A 17,012-nucleotide genomic window follows, 5' to 3' on the forward strand; every position below is an offset into this window, starting at 1 on the left:
ACCGCGGCCTGTAGCGGCTTAACCCAAAACGGCGGGGCTTTGCGAAACGTGAATTTCGCAAAGCCCCGCCGTTTTCAGCTTCGGAAGACTCGGGCTACTCCAGCCCGATGGACTTCAGGTGGTGGAGCTTGAGGCTCGTCACGTGCAGCGTGCCGGACTCGGCCACGAGCTTCACGGCGCGCGGGCCGTCGGACGGGTAGCTGTAGGAGCTCATCGCCTGATGCCCGTCGTTGACGTACACCTCCACGCAGCCGCGGTCCACGTAGACGCGCAGTTTGAGTTCGTCGGCCGTCAGCTCGGCGTCGGAGAGCGGCGCGGCGCGGTATCCCCGGTCGCCCTGCGCGGCGGCTCCGCGGTCGATCACCACGCGGCCGATCTGGTCGTCGTACGCGATGGACGTGTACGCGCCGTCGTTAGTGGCGTGCACGCGCAGGCCGGCCCGCTCGGCGGTGGAGCCCTTGAGGTCGATCGTCATCTCGATCTCCACGGCCTCCGCGTCGTCGGAGACGACCTGCTCCTCGTTGACCCCGAGCGTGATCTCGCCGTGGTCGAACGTGTCGGCGCGCAGGCCGGCCATCTCGGCCACCGGCGCGGTGTGGACGTCGCCGTCGGCGCCGAGCGTGATCTCGCGCGGCAGGGTGAGGTTGCCGCACCAGCCGTCCCGCTCCATGGGGATGGGCTGGACGAACGGGCTCAGCCATCCGTACATGATCTGGCGGCCGTCCGGCGCGGTGAACGACTGCGGCGCGTAGAAGTTGTGGCCGCAGTCCCACAGGCGGAACTCGGTCTCCGGCTGGAACTCGCCGCCCGGCACCCACGTGCCGATCATGTAGCCGGCGTTGTTCACGTTGCGGTTCATGAAGCCGTGCGCCTTGGAACCCATGGCGGAGAAGCCGATGACCCACTTCTCGTTGCCGTCGGCGTCCCTGACGGGGAAGAAGTCCGGGCACTCGAGCATGAACACGTCCGGATCCGGGTGCTGGAAGAGCACGCGCTTGAACGTCCACTCCACCATGTCCTCGGAGGTGTACAGCCACATCTGGCCGCGCTTCTGCGCCGAGGAGACGCCGAAGACCATGTACCACGTGCCGTCCGCCTTGAAGACCTTCGGATCGCGGAAATGCGACCACACCTTCTCGCGCGGGCAGTCGACGACCATGCCGCGCTTGGTGGCGGAGGTGAGCCCGTCGTCGTCCGGCTCGGCGAGCATCTGGACCTGCCATTCGCCGTCGGAGCCGTCGCGGCCGTTGACCCAGCGGTGGCCGGTGTAGTAGAAGCGCAGCCTGCCGTCGTCGCCCACGATCGCGGAGCCGGAGAACACGCCGTCCTTCTCCTGCTCGAGGCTCGGGGCGAACATGACCGGCTCGCGGCGCCATGTGAGCATGTCCTCGCTGGAGACGTGGCCCCAGTGCATCGGGCCCCACTGGGTGCCGTAGGGGTGCAGCTGGTAGAAGACGTGCCAGCGGCCCTTGTAGAACGTGAGCCCGTTCGGGTCGTTGATCCAGCCGCCGTCGGAGGCGATGTGGAACTTCGGGTACCAGCGGTCGTTGCGCCCGGCGCGCAGCTTGGCGACGCCGGCCTCGGCCTTGGCGAGCTCCTCCGCGTGGTCGCGGATGGGGGTGTAGACGGGTTCGGTCATGGTGAAAGCCTTTCTGTGTGGTGCGCGTTGTACGTTGCGCGCGTCCCCTTCAATCCCCAAGGGAAGATGGCAGCCGGGGCGGACAAGGGGACGAACGCCCCGGCTGCCAAGCGGTGTGCCATGCGGCGGGCGGAGCCGGCGGGTGGAGCCGGCGGGCGGTCGCCGCACGGTGGCGGTCAGGCCTTGGCGGCCTCCATCTGGCGCAGCTGGCGGTCGGTGTAGAACGGGTCGCCGCCCACCTCCTGGTCGTCCTTCTTGATCACGAAGAAGCCGTAGACCAGCGCCGCGAGCACGATGCCCGAGATGGTGAAGAACGTCGGGCGATCGCCCATGTGGTCGTGCAGCGCGCCGAGCGGGGTGGAGAAGATGACCTGACCCACCTGCGAGGCGATCTGGAAGCCCACCATGTACAGCGTGGCGGACAGCTTCGTGTCGAAGTGCAGGGTGAAGTAGCGGAACGCCGGCAGGCAGAACAGCGGCACCTCGATGGAGTGGAACATCTTGACGATCGAGACGGTGATCGGGTCGTGGAACACGCCGCACAGGCCGATGCGCAGAAACATCACCGTGGCGCCGAGCAGCAGGGAGTTGCGCACGCCGATCTTCTTCATGATGATCGGCACGACGCCCATCATGGCGGACTCGACGAACACCTGCACGGAGTTGAGGATGCCGTAGGTGGAGTTGCCCATCTCGGTGGTCGGGAACAGGGACGCGTAGTAGTTCGGGAACATCTGCTGGTCGAACACGGTGTAGAACGTGTTGGTCAGGAGCATGAACACGATGAGGATCCACAGGGTGGGCATTTTGAGGACGCCGAGCATCTCCTTGAACGACGGGTTGGTGGGCTCGGCGGCCGGCTCGGCCTCCTTCCTCAGCTCCTCGCGCTGCTCGGCCGGGATCCAGAACGCGTAGACGAGCAGCATGCCGAGGCCGCACGCGGAGCCGACCCAGAAGTTGATGAGCGGGTTGACGTTGAACAGGAAGCCGGCGCACAGGGCCACCACCGCGTAGCCGAAGGAGCCCCAGGCGCGCGACTGGCCGTACTCGAAGCCGAACTTGCGGCTGTAGCGCTCGGTGATCGCCTCGAACAGCGAGCAGCCGGACATGAAGCCGGCGGACAGCACGACGGAGCCGATGAGCACGCCGACGAAGCGCGTGGTGCCGCCCGCGGTGAGCAGCGGCATGTAGACGAACTGGACGAACGGGCCCACGCAGGCGGCCACGGCGGAGATGAAGATGACGAGCTTGCGCTTGATGCCGAGCTGGTCCTGGATCACGCCGTAGACGAACATGATGACGAGCGTGGCCAGAGAGTTGATGGAGTAGATCTGGCCCTGCTCGGCGGCGGTCATGCCCAGGCCGTGGGTGCCGTCGGTGAGGAAGCGGGAGAAGAACGACCACCAGATGCCCCACGAGCAGAAGAACATGAAGATGCCGAAGGAGCTTTGCAGGTAGGAGGGGTTCCTCCACGGTGACGTTTTGGTCTGCGATGCCATTGTTGTTTCCCCTTGTCTGTTGTTTTCCGTGGCTCGGCGCCGCTGCGCGTCGAACCGGTTCGTTGCGGCGTTGCGTTGTGGTACCGGGGCTTGGCCGCCATGCCTCGCCCTTGGTGGGAACGTGGTTTCAGTATAGCAGTAAAAACGATTGACGTAAATCGATTGACGTATTGGGAGAGGGGAGCTGGGGCGCGGGGCGGCGGCGGGTAAACGCTGCAATGGCGGAACGGTGCGGAGCGCGGCGCCCGGACCCTTTCCGGGACTTTTCGCGCGTCCGTTTCGTCCGGGCGTGTCGCGGCGGGTCGCCGGCCGGGCGCCGCGGGGTCTCGATGCGCGCGAACCCCAATGGCCGCAACGGTTTTGAGCCCCTCATAAGTTATATGTATGCTTCGCGGCTTGGCATGGCCGGCGGCGCTGCGTTAGCGTCGGACGTGCAAGCTTTCCACGGCTTGCCGCAACGATGTTCCGCAAAGCGCACAGCAATCCGAAAGGGGGATGCCATGGCAAGGTTCAACACGCAGCTGGTCCACGGCGTGCCGGTCAACGACAACAACACCGGCGCCGTCAACCCGCCCATCTACAACTCTTCCACCTACACGTTCGAGTCGGTCGACGCCATGCCCCGCTGGGACTACGCGCGCAGCGGCAACCCGACCCGCGAATTCCTGGAGAGCCAGATCGCGCAGCTCGAGCACGGCGAACGCGGCTTTGCCTTCGCATCCGGCCTCGCCGCCATCCACGCGGTGCTGTCCATCTTCCAGCCGGGCGACCGCATCGTGGTGAGCAAGGACATCTACGGCGGCACCTACTCCCAGCTCAACGAGCACTTCAGCCGCTGGGGCCTCGTGGTCGACGGCGTGGACACGCAGGACCCGGTGGCCGTCAGCCGCGCGCTGTCCAAACCGGACGCCAAGGCCGTGTACTTCGAGACGCTCACCAACCCGCTGCTCAAGGTCAACGACGTGCAGTCGCTCGCCGCGCTGGCCCACGCCCACGGCGCGATCGCGATCGTGGACAACACCTTCGTCACGCCGTACCTGCAGCAGCCGCTCGATCTGGGCGCCGACGTGGTGCTGCACTCCGCCACCAAGTATCTGGCCGGCCACTCCGACGTGGTCGCGGGCCTCGTGGTGGTGCGCAACGCCGACTTGGCGAGCAGGATCTACTTCGTGCAGAACCGCCTCGGTGCGGTGCTGCCTCCGGCCGAATGCGATTCGGTGCGCCGCGGCATCCAGACCCTCGCTCTGCGCATGGACCGTCAGCAGGAGAACGCGCTCAAGCTCGCGCGCTACCTCAAGCGCCACCCGCTCGTGTCCGCCGTGCACTACCCGGGGCTGGAATCCGATCCCGGCCACGCGCTCGCCGAGCGTGAGCTCAACGGCGCCGGCGGCGTGCTGTCCTTCGAGGTCAAGGACGGCGTGGATGCGGGGACCGTGCTTAACAACTTCAAGGTGTTCCGTCTGGCCGTCTCGCTCGGCGCGGTGGAATCCCTCGCCGAATTCCCGGCGCGCATGACCCACTTCGAGCTGCCGCGTGAGGAGCGTCTCAAGATCGGCATCACCGACGGGCTGATCCGCCTCGCGGTGGGCATCGAGGACGCCGCCGACCTGCTGGAGGACCTCGGTCAGGCGCTGGCCGTGGCCGGCCGGGAGCGCGACGAGCGCGCCGCGAGGAACGCCGTCACCGCGGGCGAGGGTGGTAAGGCCGGCAAGGCCGCTGAGACCGTGCCGGTCAAGGTGCAGGTCTTCGCGTGAGGATTCGCCATTGATTTGATTTGCGTGTCGGCGTGACGCGCGTGCGCCGGGGGTGCCGGTTGGCCTGTCTTTGGCCGGCCGCTCTGTCCGGTGCCTGCGCGTCACGCCGCTTTTGCGTTGGCAGATCCGGCGGGGCGGTGTCCGTGCGTTGCCGGAGCTGGCGGGTTGATCCATGGGCGGGAGCGGCATGCCCCTCGCCTTCGCTTCATCTCTTATTTTCTCCTGTTCCTTTCCTTTGCCGCACACTATGCAGTTACCCTTTTCTTATCCCCTCCGAATCGCGGCATGTTCGTCTGGGATCCGTCGCCGGCCGGTTTCAGGGCGTGCGCTTGGAACCGGCGCGGCTATGCGTCCCGCTGCGGGGCTTTGTGCGGGGGTGATGTGGGGCCGGCACTGTTGCTGAAGGCTATTTGGCTTTCCGAGGGCGGATTTTTGATAATGCGAACATCTACTTCGCCTTCCGAGGGCATCTACTCGACGCGCGATCGGCATTGCACCCATGCCCGTCCATGGCGAAGGGTTGCAAAATGGCGGAAATGCGGCGACGTTGAATCGTGATGCCCCGGCGTTGTACATGGCGAGGTGCCCTCGGAAGGCCGAGTAGATGTTTGCGCGGCGGCCAATCCGCCCTGGGAAGGGCAAGTGGCCGGCAAGTTGGGGGGCGAACAACACCGGAGGAATCCCGTGATGTGCGGGCCGGGACAGGTTGCAGACGCCGGCATGACGGGAGCCGAGGGGAGTCCGTATGACACCTGGGGCGGGAACGGGTCGCAATGCCGCCGATATGGCGGTCGAGGCCCGTCCCCTGATTGTGCTGTGCGCGCCGCCCGGAGCGCCCGCGCCGAGCGCGTGGCTTCGCGGCTAACGGTCCCAGCGCGTGGCGGTGGGATCGCTGGGACGGGTCATGAGCCACAGATACCAGATGAACATGGCGATGAGGACCAGAGCGCCAGCGAACGCGATGACCATCACCACGCCGAAAACCCGTTCGTCGAATGGCGACGCCGCCGGACCTTTGGTGAAGGTTATGGCGATGGCTAGGGAAAGGATGCCGCTTACGGTGAGAACGCCCGCGGCAATGGTGCTGATCACGACATTCACCGCCCATGCGGTGGCGCGTCGGCCCGAGTCGTGCAATCGCCGCGACCCGATCGCCAGCAGGGGAATCGTGGTCACGCCTCCCCACAGAACGTCAAGCGACGGTATGACAAATCTCAGCGGGAACAGCGCCACGCCGACGAGGAGTACGAACAGCACCGCATACCAATATTCGCGTCGGCTCGAACGGCTGTCGAACCGCACATATCCCGTGAAGAACCGCTTCACTGCCTCGCGGAACGTGCAATGGGGCAGTGGCAGCCAAACCGGAGCCGGCACGGGAGCGGGCGCGGAGCCCGGCATGCCAGTCGAGGGTGGGAACCCTCCGCCGGGGATGCCACCGTATGGCGATGCGTGCGGCGGCATCCCCGCGGCATGAGTCGGGGGGACGCGGACGGATGCGGATTGCGCCGCATGCGGTTGTGGCTCGCCGTAAGTCGCTTGGTCCGGGACGGATTGCGGCGCGTATGCGGCCCGCGCTGCGGGCGGTTGTGGCTCGCCGCCTCCCGGTCGTTCCGGTACCGTTTGCGCGGGCGGACGGAAGTCAGCCCGCGCAATGGCCGGCATCGGCTGCACTGTCGCGGCCGCGTTGGCAACGGAATTGGAATTGGTCTCAAAGAGTCGTTCAGGGGCATGGTCGTTCATGGGGACTCGCTTTCACGCGGTCCCTCAAGCCCCTCCCGCCCACCAGTCTACACGCGCTCCACGCCCTGGGCATCGCCCCGCACGCCGCGGGCTGCCCGCCGTCGCTCGCCGGCCGCGCGAATGACCGTGCCCATGCCCCATCCCGCCAGCGCGAAGGCCAGCGGTATGCCGCTGTAGGCGACGATCATGCCGAGGTCGTTCCAGATCAGTCCCCAGCCGTTCGGCAGCGTTACGCAGTCGTTCCCGACGTAGTAATCCGGGCATCCACCGACGTGGAGCGGATTGGTCAAAGACATCGTGACCGTCACCTGCGCCACCAGCGCCACGACGATCAGACGCCACGACTTCGCGCTTGCCGACGCCGCGACGGCCATGATGACCGCCAGCGCGACCGTGTTGACGAAGACCAGATACAGCACCGTCGCCCAACCGTACGGATCGGTGCAGCGGGTCCAGACCAGCAGGCCGTACAGTCCCGCCAGCGCGATCCAACAGCCGGTCGGCGTGGGGTTGCGGCGAAGACGTATGAGCAGCCGTCCGGTGCGCGTGGCGGGATTCCGGTCGGTGTTCAGCCGTCGCAGGCCGTACCGCCCGATCGCGTACGGCAGGAACGCCGCGGCCGCGAACCACAGCGCCGTGACCGCCGCATTCGCGAATTTGTCCGACAGCGTGAGACCATGCAGACCGCGGAACGTCTGCACGCCGAGGACCACAAGCCAGAATGCGAGGACGCTCGTGGCCGGCGTGACCGGCGTGCCGGTGCGCAGCGCGCCGACGATGAGATTCGCCGCCGCCAGTCCTGCGCCGGCGAACAGCATGGTGGCGCGCCACCACACCGGCACGGTCCCGGCGGAGAACAGGGCGAACGAGCCGTCTCCCACATCTTCGGGAACCGCGTTCCACGCCGTCAGCGCGCCCGTGATGATCAGATAGGCGAAGAGCCCCGCCATGGCGATCGCATAGGTGCGCGTCCAAGTCCGTTGCCTCGTGTGAAGTTCCGTGCGCCGCTTCATCGTGACCACCTCCCTGTGGAGTCGAGTGCGGGTAATCCCATGATGGCATGCCGGAGCGCGCGGCGGCTAGAGTTGTCATAAGGGCGATGACGTTCGCCGGCGGGGCGGCCGGGCGGATGCCACCATGGACGGCGAGGGAGGCGCGATGACGATGGACGGGACTGATGCCCGCGGAGCCGTGATTTGCGTGGGCGTGCTGGACAACGACCCCTATGCCCTGAAAATGCTGGAGTCGATGATCGTGCGGCTGGATCCGTCGTTCGCGATTGCGTGGGTCACGGAATTGGGTGCGGTGGCGATCAGCCGATGCCTGAGCCCGGCGAAGCGTCCCGACGTGCTGGTGACGGACATGTCGCTCAGGGACGTGCCGGGCACGGAGGTGTGCCGCGCGATCCGCACCAAGACGCCGCGCGTGGGGCTCGTAGGCATCACGTCGTACGCGCTGGACGCCTTCCGCGACGAGGCCGCGCGGTGCGGCGCCCAGGCGTTGGTGGGCAAGACCGATCTTGCAGGGTTGGCGCTGGCGATCCGCGGCGCGGCGGCGGGGCTGGCGAGCGGGACGGCGTTCATGGACGCGGTCGACGCGCATGTGCTGTTGGAGGATGCGGCGCTTGCGGCCGGCGGAACGGGCGCGAGGACGGGCGTCGGCGCGTTGTCCGCCAAGGAGCGCGAAACGCTGCGGCGGTACGCGGACGGGGAAACCACCAAGGAGATCGCCGCGGCGATGGGCGTGGGCGTGCCCACCGTCGCCACGTTCGAACGTCGCGCGCTGGCCAAACTCGGGGCGCGGTCCCGTGCGCACGCCATCTCGATCTGCGTGAGAAGGCACGAGTTCTGATGCGGCGGGCGGCGGAACGACGGGGGAGCGCGTGGGCGCGGCGTCTGCGGAGCGCCGACGAGGAGGCCGGCAACGCGTGGCTGTTCATGGCGTATACGTTGACGGCGCTCGCGTGCGCGACGGAAACCGTGGCGAAGCTGGGCGTGGCCGGCGGGCTGTCGTTCGCCGACGCCCTGTGCGCCTTCGCGTTCGTGGGCTTGCTGTCGTTCGCCGCGTTCCGTCCGGTTTCCGGCGCCGCGGCCGCGCTGGTGTGGTGGATGGCGCTGTGCGTGGCTCCGGTCGGTCTGCCGTCGGGCATGATGCTGGGCGCGCTGCTGGCGGTGGGCGTGCTCGGCTACGCGCACCGCGGCGTGGGCGCGATTGCCGCGGCGGCCGCCGTGCTGGTCTGGGCGTGCTCGCGCGGCGGGCTGGACGTGGGCGCGCTGTTGTTCGGCCAGGGCGGGTCGTCCACCAGCGCGTACGATACCGCGACGCCGTCCGAGCCGCCGGAGCCGTCGCAACCGTTGGAACCGTCTCCGGAGCCGTCGCCGCAACCCGGTGGTCACACGATCCTCGGCGCGGTCACCCTGAACGGCGTCGTTCCGGTGCTGGCCCTGTTCGCCGGATTCCTCATCGGCGGCGTCGCCGCGCGGTGGGGCCACGAGCGCGACCGTCTGGAATCCGGTCTGCGTCTGCGCCGCCAGCGGGAACGTGCCGCGCGCGACATCCACGACTACGTATCCAATGACCTCGCCTACGTGATCCTTCGACTGGACCGTGACATTGCGGACGGCCGGACGGTCGGCGCCGACGAGCTGCGGGGGCTGCGCGCCGCGGCCGCCAAGGCGCTCGGCCACACGCATGAGGTCATCGCGCTGATCGAGCGCGGGGACGGGGATGAGGCTGCGGATGGGGATGAGCGCATGCCGGGGAATCGGCCGGCCGGCATGGGCGAGGCCCTCCGCCGGCAATGCGAGCCGTGGGAGAGTCGTCTGCGGACTCTGGGATTCGAGGGGCAGACGATCATCGTGGAGCAGCCCGGCGCGGAAATCGGCGGTGAGACGCGCGAGCTGCTCGACGGCCTGCTCGGCGAACTGTACGCCAACATCGGCCGCCACGCCGATCCCGCCGGCGGGTACGTGCTCACCGTGCGTCTGTCGCCGTCCGGCGTGGACGTCGCGCTGGCGGACACCGCGTCCGCCCGTTCCCCGGACGCACTGTCCTCCGGCACCGGTCTGGCCCGCTACCGCACCCGAATCGAGCGGATGGGCGGCTCAATGCGCGTCAACGGCGGAGAACCGAACGGCGGCACCGGCGGCGAATGGTCCCTCGCCGTCACGATTCCGACGGCATGATAACCACCGATAGCCAACGGCGATGGCGCCGCGGCCGTGTTGCGCGGAACGTGCGCGTACCATGCGGTCGTATCGCGCACACGCGATGGAACGGACGGGACGACGGAGGAAAGGGAGGGGCGCGCATGAGGACGCCGCTGATCTATCAGATGACCCGGTACGACTGCGGGCCGACCACGCTGGTCAACGCGCTGCGGTTCCTGTACGAGCGCGAGGAGATCGACCCCGATCTGGTGCGGGCCGTGTACGCGCGCACGCTGGACGACTTCGACGAGGACGGCGGGCTCGGCAAACTGGGCACGTCGCATCAGGCGATGCGGCACGTCGCGCGGTACTTCACCATGTACGGGAAGGCGACGGGGTTCCCGATCGAAGCGGCGATCCTCCGAGGCGCGGAGGCGTCGCTCGCGCCCGGTTCGGCAGCGTTCCGCATGCTGGAGGAGCGCGGAGCCGGCGAGGGGAGGCGCGGCACGGCGGCGGTGATCGCCCGCGTGTGGCACGGCGACAACGGGCATTACCTGCTGCTCACCGGCGTGCGCGACGGCCGCGTGCTGGCGTTCGACCCGTTCGCGGAGGAGGCTGGCGATCCCGGCGGCGCCATCGACGGCGACGTGATCCGGGAGGTGGCCGGCATGCCGTTCGCGGCCAACCGCAGCGTGGATCCGCTCGCGTTCAACCGGGACGTCAAGGCTGACTACGCGCTCAAAAGCGCGGCCAACGCCGATCCCGCGGATCCGGTGGGCGGCGAGCTCATCGTGATCCGACGGCTGTAGGGCAAAGCAATGCTTTAAAACGAACAAAAATCATGTTCGTTTGTGCGGTTGAGTTGCGCATGCGCACGGAAACGACCATCGGTGTGCGCATGCGTGCGAATGCTTGGCAAACCGTGGCTTGGCGTGTTGCGCCGACATTGCGGAGGGCTATGCTGAATCTTGTCAGTTGATGTTCGATGTAACACGCATTGCACAGCCAATCAAGCGAAAGCAGGGGAACGATGGCATTCACGATGACGACCGAGACGCTGAAGGGACTGCTCAAGGAGGCGCACGAGAACGGGTACGCCTATCCGGCGATCAACGTGAGCAATCTGGACACGGGCATCGCCGCGATGGCCGGCCTCGAGCAGGCCAGGTCCGCCGGATTCATCCAGATCAGCATCGGCGCCGCCAAGCAGGCCAGCCCGGTCAACGACCCGGTCGAGGGCTCGATCGTGCTGGGCCGCGTGCTGCGCGACCTGCGCAAGTCGCAGCATGTGCCGATCGCCATCCACACCGACCACTGCCACGCCGACGTGGTGGACACGTGGCTCGTCCCGCTGCTCAAGGAGCTCAAGGTCCTCAAGGATGCCGGCGAGGAGCAGATCTTCGACTCGTTCATGTTCGACGGCTCGCACGACGAGATCCACGACAACGTGGCGACCATCCGCCGCCTGCTGCCGCTCGTGAGGGACGTGGACGGCCTGCTCGAGGTCGAGGCCGGCGGCAAGTGGGGCGGCATGGAGGACGGCGTGGCCGACAAGGCCGTGTTCTCCACCCCGGAGGACGTCAAGGAGATCCAGCGCACCTTCGAGGACGCCGGTCTCACCGCCGACGACTACCTGCTCGCCGTCGCGTTCGGCAACGCGCACGGCACCGCCGTCGTGCCGGACCTGCACCCCGAACTGCTCAGCGAGATCGCCGAAAAGACCGGCGAGCGCAACCTGTACGTGTTCCACGGCGGCTCCGGCTCCCCGGACGACGACGTGCGCGCGGCGGTCGCCAACGGCGTCGTCAAGATGAACGTGGACACCGACACCCAGTACGCCTACACGGCCGGCGTGGACGGATTCTTCGTCGAGGCCGACGGCGTGCAGCGCTCGCACCGCGAGGGCAAGAAGTTCTTCGACCCGCGTCATTGGAACGCCGCGGGCCGCAAGTCGATGACCGAGAAGGTCGTCGAGGTCGCCGAGCTGCTGGGCTCCGCCGGCCACGCCCAGAGCGTCGAATACCGTTCCGTGCTCGACCCGGTCACCGCCCGCTGAGCGCGGCGCCCGAAACCCGAGCGATATACGGAACACACGCACCGAAGGAGATGCAACCCAATATGACAGGACAACTTTATCTGCTGCGCCACGGCCAGACCTACTGGGCCCTTTCCGGGCAGCACACCGGCCTCGCCGACGTGCCGCTGACCGCCAAGGGCGTGGAGCAGGCGTCCGACGCCGGCATTCGCCTCAAGGCCATGCACCCCGCCGACTTCGCGGCCACGTACGTCTCGCCCATGCTGCGCGCCCGCCAGACCGCCGAGGCGGCCGGGCTCGACGCCGAAGTGGTCGACGACCTGCACGAGTGGGACTACGGCCGCGCGGAGGGCCGCACGCGCGCGCAGCTCGCCGAGATCATGGGCGGCAAGTGGGACCTGTGGGAGGACGGCCCGGCGGTGCTGCCGCGCGAGATCGGCGGCGAGCGCGTCGAGAACCTGCCCGACGGCACCCCGGTCACCGTGGCCGGCGGTGACGGCGAGACGCTGGACGAGGTCTACGAGCGCGCCGGCCGCGTGGTCGCGCAGGTCCGCCCGTTCATCGACCGCGGCGAGGACGTGCTGCTCGTGGCCCATTCGCACATCCTGCGCATGGTGACCGTCGCCTGGTGCGGCCTGCCCGCCATCGCCGGCCGCACGTTCGAACTCGGCACCGCGCAGTTCTCGGTGCTCGGCGTGCACAAGGGCCAGCCCGTCATCCAGCACTGGGGGCTGTGATGCCTGCGCGTCCACGCCGCAAGCCCCTGGTGGTGGGCAACTGGAAGATGAACCTCAACCACCGCGAGGCGGCGCAGTGGATGATCGACTACTCGGGCATGAACGACGCGTGGGAGGGGCGCATGACCGCCTCCGGCCAGCCGCTCGACCGTCCCGAAATCGGCATTCTGCCGCCGTTCACCTCGCTGCAGTCCTTCATCGAGACGCTGGACGAGCGCGGCATGCGGGGGCAGCTGCACGTGGGCGCGCAGACCGTGAGCGACATCGCCTCCGGCGCGTACACCGGCGACATCAGCGCGGACATGCTCTCCACGCTTGGCTGCCGCTACGTGCTCGTCGGCCACTCGGAGCAGCGCCGCTACCACCCCGAGGACGACGACACGTTCGCCACGAAGATGCGCGTGGTGCTCGACAACGGCATGCAGCCGATCCTGTGCATCGGCGAGACGCAGTCGGGCCGCGAGCACGGCATCGGCATCGACTATGCGCTGCGCCAGCTCGGCGAGGCCGTCAGCCAGATGGGCTGCGAGGACATGAAGCGCGTCGTGGTGGCCTACGAGCCGGTGTGGAGCATCGGCACCGGCAACGTGCCGGACCTGAACGTCATCGAATCGGCGCTCGCGGACATCCGCGACTTCATCAACGCGTCGTTCGGCGCGGACATCGCGGCGGCCGTGCGCATCCTGTACGGCGGCTCGGTCAAGCCGGACAATGCGGCGTCGATCATCCGCCTGCACGACATCGACGGCTTCCTGGTGGGCGGCGCGAGCCTGGATCCGCGCTCGTTCGCCAAGATCTGCCACCGCACCGCGGAGGCGTCGGTCAACCGCCACCAGCGTCCGGCCAGCCGCAGCTTCCAGCGCAAGGGCCGCATGAAGCTCTCCGAGTTCAAGGAGCCCGGACTGCCAGAATCGCGCCGCATGCTCGCCGCGGACATCGCCCGAGACTTTCCGGACACGCACGCGTGGCGTCTCTCGCTCGCGCTGGCCGCGTACCGCACGGCCGGGTTCTCGTGGCTTGAGGTGCGCGCAGTGCAGGACCTCATCGAGGCCGCCGACGCGACTGGCTCCGCCATCGAGGAGGGGCCGGACATGCTGCGCGACATCATCTGGGACTCGTGCCGCGAGATCATCGAGGCCATGATGCTGCTCATCGACCGCGACGACGTGCAGGGCGTCTACTCGGTGGACCAGTGGATGGTGGAGTCCGACCCGCGGCTTACGCACGAGGAGCGCTGCGCGAAGCTCGTCCAGACGTACGCCTCGAGCACCTGCATGCGCGCCTACCAGTTCATGAGCCACGGCGACATCGACTACGAGTCGTTCTGCCGGTACTTTATGGAGGGCTACCTCTCCTGCGACGCGAACACGGACAACCGCCGCTGGCGCCGCCGCGGCATCGACCGCTACAAGTCGCGCCCGTGGTTCCCGAAGCGCGACGGCATGGACGACTGACGGCCGGCGGTCCGCGGGCCGGGTTCGCGGGCACGGGTTGCCGGCCCTGCAACGGCTGGCAACCCGTGCCGCCCCGCCGCGGCCCGCGCGGGATACTGGAGAAGCGAATGTACGTATCGGCAAAGGAGTCGAAGCATGAGCTTCCTGGATGATGATTACCTGCTGACCACCGACGTGGCCAAGGAACTGTTCCACGGCACGGCCGAAAGCCTGCCCATCGTGGACTACCACTGCCATCTGAGCCCCAAGGAGATCTACGAGGACGAGAACTTCTCCGACATCGTGGCCGCCTGGCTCACCGACGGCAACAACTACGGCGACCACTACAAGTGGCGCCTGATCCGCGCCAACGGCACCCCCGAGGAGCTCATCACCGGCAAGGGCGACCCCTGGGAGAAGTTCCAGGCCTACGCCGCCACCATGGAGAAGGCCATCGGCTCGCCGGTCTACCTGTGGACGCACATGGAGCTGCGCCGCTACTTCGGCATCACGGACACGCTCACCACGCGCACCGCGAAGGCCATCTACGAGCGCACCAACGAGATGCTCGCCACCAAGGACTTCACCCGCCGCGCCCTGCTGCGCCGCATGGGCCTGGACACCATCTGCACCACCGACGACCCGGTCGATTCGCTGGAGTACCACCAGAAGTTCAACGACGAGGGCGGCGACACCTTCGCCATGATCCCGGCCATGCGCCCGGACAAGGCCCTCAACCCGGACAAGGCGGGCTTCGCCGAGTGGGTCGACCAGCTCGAGCAGGTCACCGGCGACAAGGTGAACTCCTTCGACGACATGATGGCCGGCATCAACAAGCGCGTCGACTTCTTCCACGAGATGGGCTCGCGCCTGTCCGACCACGCGGCCGACCTCATGGTCTACGAGGAGGCCACCAAGGCCGAGCTCGACGACATCCTGTCCCGCGCCCGCGCCGGCAAGCCGCTCTCCTTCGACGACCTGGCCAAGTACCGCACCGCGCTGTTCCTCGAGCTCATGCGGATCTACGACGCGCACGACTGGACCATGCAGCTGCACATCCACGCCCTGCGCAACGTGAACTCCGTGGGCTTCGCCGACCATGGCGCGGACACCGGCTTTGACGCGCTCAACGACCGCTCCATCGCCGAGCCGCTCGCGCAGCTGTTCGACGCGGCCGCCCGCCGCGGCACCGTCCCGCGCACGATCATTTACTCGCTCAACCCGGACGACTACATGCCGATCGCCACCGTGATGGGCTGCTTCCAGGGCGGCGGCAAGAAGCAGCGCATGGCCCTGGGCAACGCGTGGTGGTTCAACGACACCCGCACCGGCATCCGCCGCCAGCTCGAGGTGATGGCCGAGGAGTCCCTGCTGGGCAACTTCGTGGGCATGACGACCGACTCCCGCTCGTTCCTGAGCTACCCGCGCCACGAGTTCTTCCGCCGCATCCTGTGCGAGCTGGTGGGCGAGTGGGCCGAGCGCGGCGAGGTGCCGAACGACATCGACTACCTGAAGCCCCTCATCGCCGACGTGAGCTACAACAACGCGAAGGCGCTGTTCGCCTGATCGCGCCGAGGCCGGACTGGCGGCCGTCTTATCGCGAGGATTGAGCGGATCGGATGCCGTGGTGCCCCGAATCGGGCCCATGGCATCCGATCCGCTCTTTTTGCATTTCGGCGGCTCCGGTCGTGCCAAATATTGGGATGCGGTTTCAAGGTCTGGTATGCTGTAAGACGTTCCATTCCATTGCATCGAAGAGGATCAATTATGGCATTAGCACCATCGTTGAAGCTTCCCACGATCACGCACATCCGCGCGTACTCGATGGGCGGCGCTGCGGCCAAGGTCCACGGTCAGGGCGGCGGCGACTACCACGATCAGGGCAAGGACCACTGGATCGACGACCACATCGCCACCCCGATGTCCAAGTACGACGAGTACAAGCAGTCCCGCCAGTCCTTCGGCATCAACGTGCTCGGCACGCTCGTCGTCGAGGTCGAGGCGTCCGACGGCACGACCGGCTTCGCGATCTCCACCGCCGGCACCGTGGGCTGCTTCATCGTCGAGCACCACCTGTCCCGCTTCGTCGAGGGCAAGCGCGTCGACCAGATCAAGCTCATCCACGACCAGATGCTCAACGCCACCCAGTACTACTCGGGCGGCGGCGGCGTGGTGATCAACACCATCTCCTGCGTCGACCTGGCCCTGTGGGACCTCTACGGCAAGGTCGTGGGGCTCCCGGTCTACAAGCTGCTCGGCGGCGCCGTGCGCGACGAGATCCACTTCTACGCCACCGGCGCCCGCCCGGACCTGGCCCAGAAGATGGGCTTCATCGGCGGCAAGATGCCGACCCACTGGGGCCCGGCGGACGGCGACGAGGGCATCGCCAAGGACATCGCCACCCTCAAGGAGATGCGCGAGCGCGTCGGCGACAACTTCTGGCTGATGTTCGACTGCTGGATGAGCCAGGACGTCAACTACGCCACCAAGCTCGCCCACGCGGCCGCCCCGTACAAGCTCAAGTGGCTCGAGGAGTGCTTCCCGCCCCAGCAGATCGAGTCCTACCGCGAGCTCAAGAAGAACATGCCCAAGGGCATGCTCATGACCACCGGCGAGCACACCGGCACCCTCGAGGGCTTCAAGGAGCTCTCCGAGGCCGGCGTGGACATCCTGCAGCCCGACGTCGGCTGGTGCGGCGGCGTGACCTCGCTGTGCGAGATCGCGGCCGTGGCCAAGTCCCGCGGCCAGCTCGTGGTGCCCCACGGCTCCTCCGTGTACTCGCACCACGCGGTGATCACGTTCACCAACACGCCGTTCAGCGAGATGCTCATGACCTCCCCGCACGCCGACTACGTGCGCCCGCAGTTCGACCCCGTCCTCATCGACGAACCGGTGCCGCACGACGGCGTCATCACCGCCGAGGAGCTGGACAAGCCCGGCTTCGGCGTCGAACTCAACCGCGACTGCCCGCTCGAGCGCCCGTTCGAGCACTGATCGCACCACACGGCCGCCAATGCCCGCGC

13 protein-coding genes are annotated in these 17,012 nt (G+C 67.6%); 9 read left to right on the forward strand and 4 right to left on the reverse strand.

The window, feature by feature from the left end; translation table 11 throughout:
• Positions 1-94: 94 nt before the first annotated feature.
• Both DSM100685_RS08640 and DSM100685_RS08645 read right to left on the reverse strand, forming a co-directional pair.
• The gene (locus tag DSM100685_RS08640) at positions 95-1,639 is read right to left on the reverse strand and encodes a glycoside hydrolase family 32 protein (RefSeq protein ID WP_152350943.1); all 1,545 of its coding nucleotides are present in this window, start codon (positions 1,637-1,639) and stop codon (positions 95-97) included.
• Positions 1,640-1,815: 176 nt separating this feature from the next.
• Positions 1,816-3,138 (reverse strand): MFS transporter, encoded by a 1,323-nt coding sequence (locus DSM100685_RS08645; RefSeq protein WP_152350944.1) that lies wholly within the window; start codon positions 3,136-3,138, stop codon positions 1,816-1,818.
• Positions 3,139-3,638: 500 nt separating this feature from the next.
• Here DSM100685_RS08645 and DSM100685_RS08650 point away from each other — a divergent pair, with 500 nt between their 5' ends.
• Positions 3,639-4,892 (forward strand): trans-sulfuration enzyme family protein, encoded by a 1,254-nt coding sequence (locus DSM100685_RS08650; protein ID WP_152350945.1) that lies wholly within the window; start codon positions 3,639-3,641, stop codon positions 4,890-4,892.
• Between the two features lie 861 nt (positions 4,893-5,753).
• On the opposite strand, the gene DSM100685_RS10770 is transcribed toward DSM100685_RS08650, so the two are convergent.
• Both DSM100685_RS10770 and DSM100685_RS08660 read right to left on the reverse strand, forming a co-directional pair.
• Positions 5,754-6,218: a DUF805 domain-containing protein gene (locus DSM100685_RS10770; RefSeq protein ID WP_163201101.1), complete on the reverse strand. Its 465-nt coding sequence runs from the start codon at positions 6,216-6,218 to the stop codon at positions 5,754-5,756.
• A gap of 464 nt (positions 6,219-6,682) precedes the next feature.
• On the reverse strand, positions 6,683-7,648 hold the full coding sequence (locus tag DSM100685_RS08660) for a hypothetical protein (RefSeq protein WP_152350947.1): 966 nt from the start codon (positions 7,646-7,648) through the stop codon (positions 6,683-6,685).
• Between the two features lie 151 nt (positions 7,649-7,799).
• Here DSM100685_RS08660 and DSM100685_RS08665 point away from each other — a divergent pair, with 151 nt between their 5' ends.
• From DSM100685_RS08665 to rhmD, 8 genes are all read left to right on the forward strand, one after another.
• The gene (locus DSM100685_RS08665; RefSeq protein WP_152350948.1) at positions 7,800-8,486 is read left to right on the forward strand and encodes a response regulator transcription factor; all 687 of its coding nucleotides are present in this window, start codon (positions 7,800-7,802) and stop codon (positions 8,484-8,486) included.
• Positions 8,486-9,820, forward strand: a complete 1,335-nt coding sequence (locus DSM100685_RS08670) for a sensor histidine kinase (RefSeq protein ID WP_152350949.1) — start codon at positions 8,486-8,488, stop codon at positions 9,818-9,820. The genes DSM100685_RS08665 and DSM100685_RS08670 overlap by 1 nt, the downstream gene beginning before the upstream one ends.
• 125 nt (positions 9,821-9,945) lie before the next feature.
• Complete coding sequence (locus DSM100685_RS08675; protein ID WP_152350950.1) at positions 9,946-10,593, forward strand: hypothetical protein; 648 nt, start codon at positions 9,946-9,948, stop codon at positions 10,591-10,593.
• 221 nt (positions 10,594-10,814) lie between these two features.
• A complete protein-coding gene (locus DSM100685_RS08680) occupies positions 10,815-11,840 on the forward strand; it encodes a class II fructose-bisphosphate aldolase (RefSeq protein WP_152350951.1) in 1,026 nt (341 codons plus the stop codon).
• Between the two features lie 62 nt (positions 11,841-11,902).
• Entirely contained in the window at positions 11,903-12,556 is a 654-nt protein-coding gene (locus tag DSM100685_RS08685) for a histidine phosphatase family protein (RefSeq protein WP_239512732.1), read from the forward strand.
• A complete protein-coding gene (tpiA, locus tag DSM100685_RS08690; RefSeq protein ID WP_152350953.1) occupies positions 12,556-14,010 on the forward strand; it encodes a triose-phosphate isomerase in 1,455 nt (484 codons plus the stop codon). The genes DSM100685_RS08685 and tpiA overlap by 1 nt, the downstream gene beginning before the upstream one ends.
• A gap of 135 nt (positions 14,011-14,145) precedes the next feature.
• Positions 14,146-15,555 carry a glucuronate isomerase gene (gene uxaC, locus DSM100685_RS08695; protein WP_152350954.1) on the forward strand — a complete coding sequence of 470 codons (1,410 nt, stop codon included), beginning with the start codon at positions 14,146-14,148 and terminating at the stop codon, positions 15,553-15,555.
• 201 nt (positions 15,556-15,756) lie between these two features.
• On the forward strand, positions 15,757-16,983 hold the full coding sequence (rhmD, locus tag DSM100685_RS08700) for an L-rhamnonate dehydratase (RefSeq protein ID WP_204314359.1): 1,227 nt from the start codon (positions 15,757-15,759) through the stop codon (positions 16,981-16,983).
• The last annotated feature ends 29 nt before the right edge of the window (positions 16,984-17,012 follow it).

This window comes from Bifidobacterium avesanii, from assembly GCF_009299475.1.
GTDB lineage: Bacteria > Actinomycetota > Actinomycetes > Actinomycetales > Bifidobacteriaceae > Bifidobacterium > Bifidobacterium avesanii.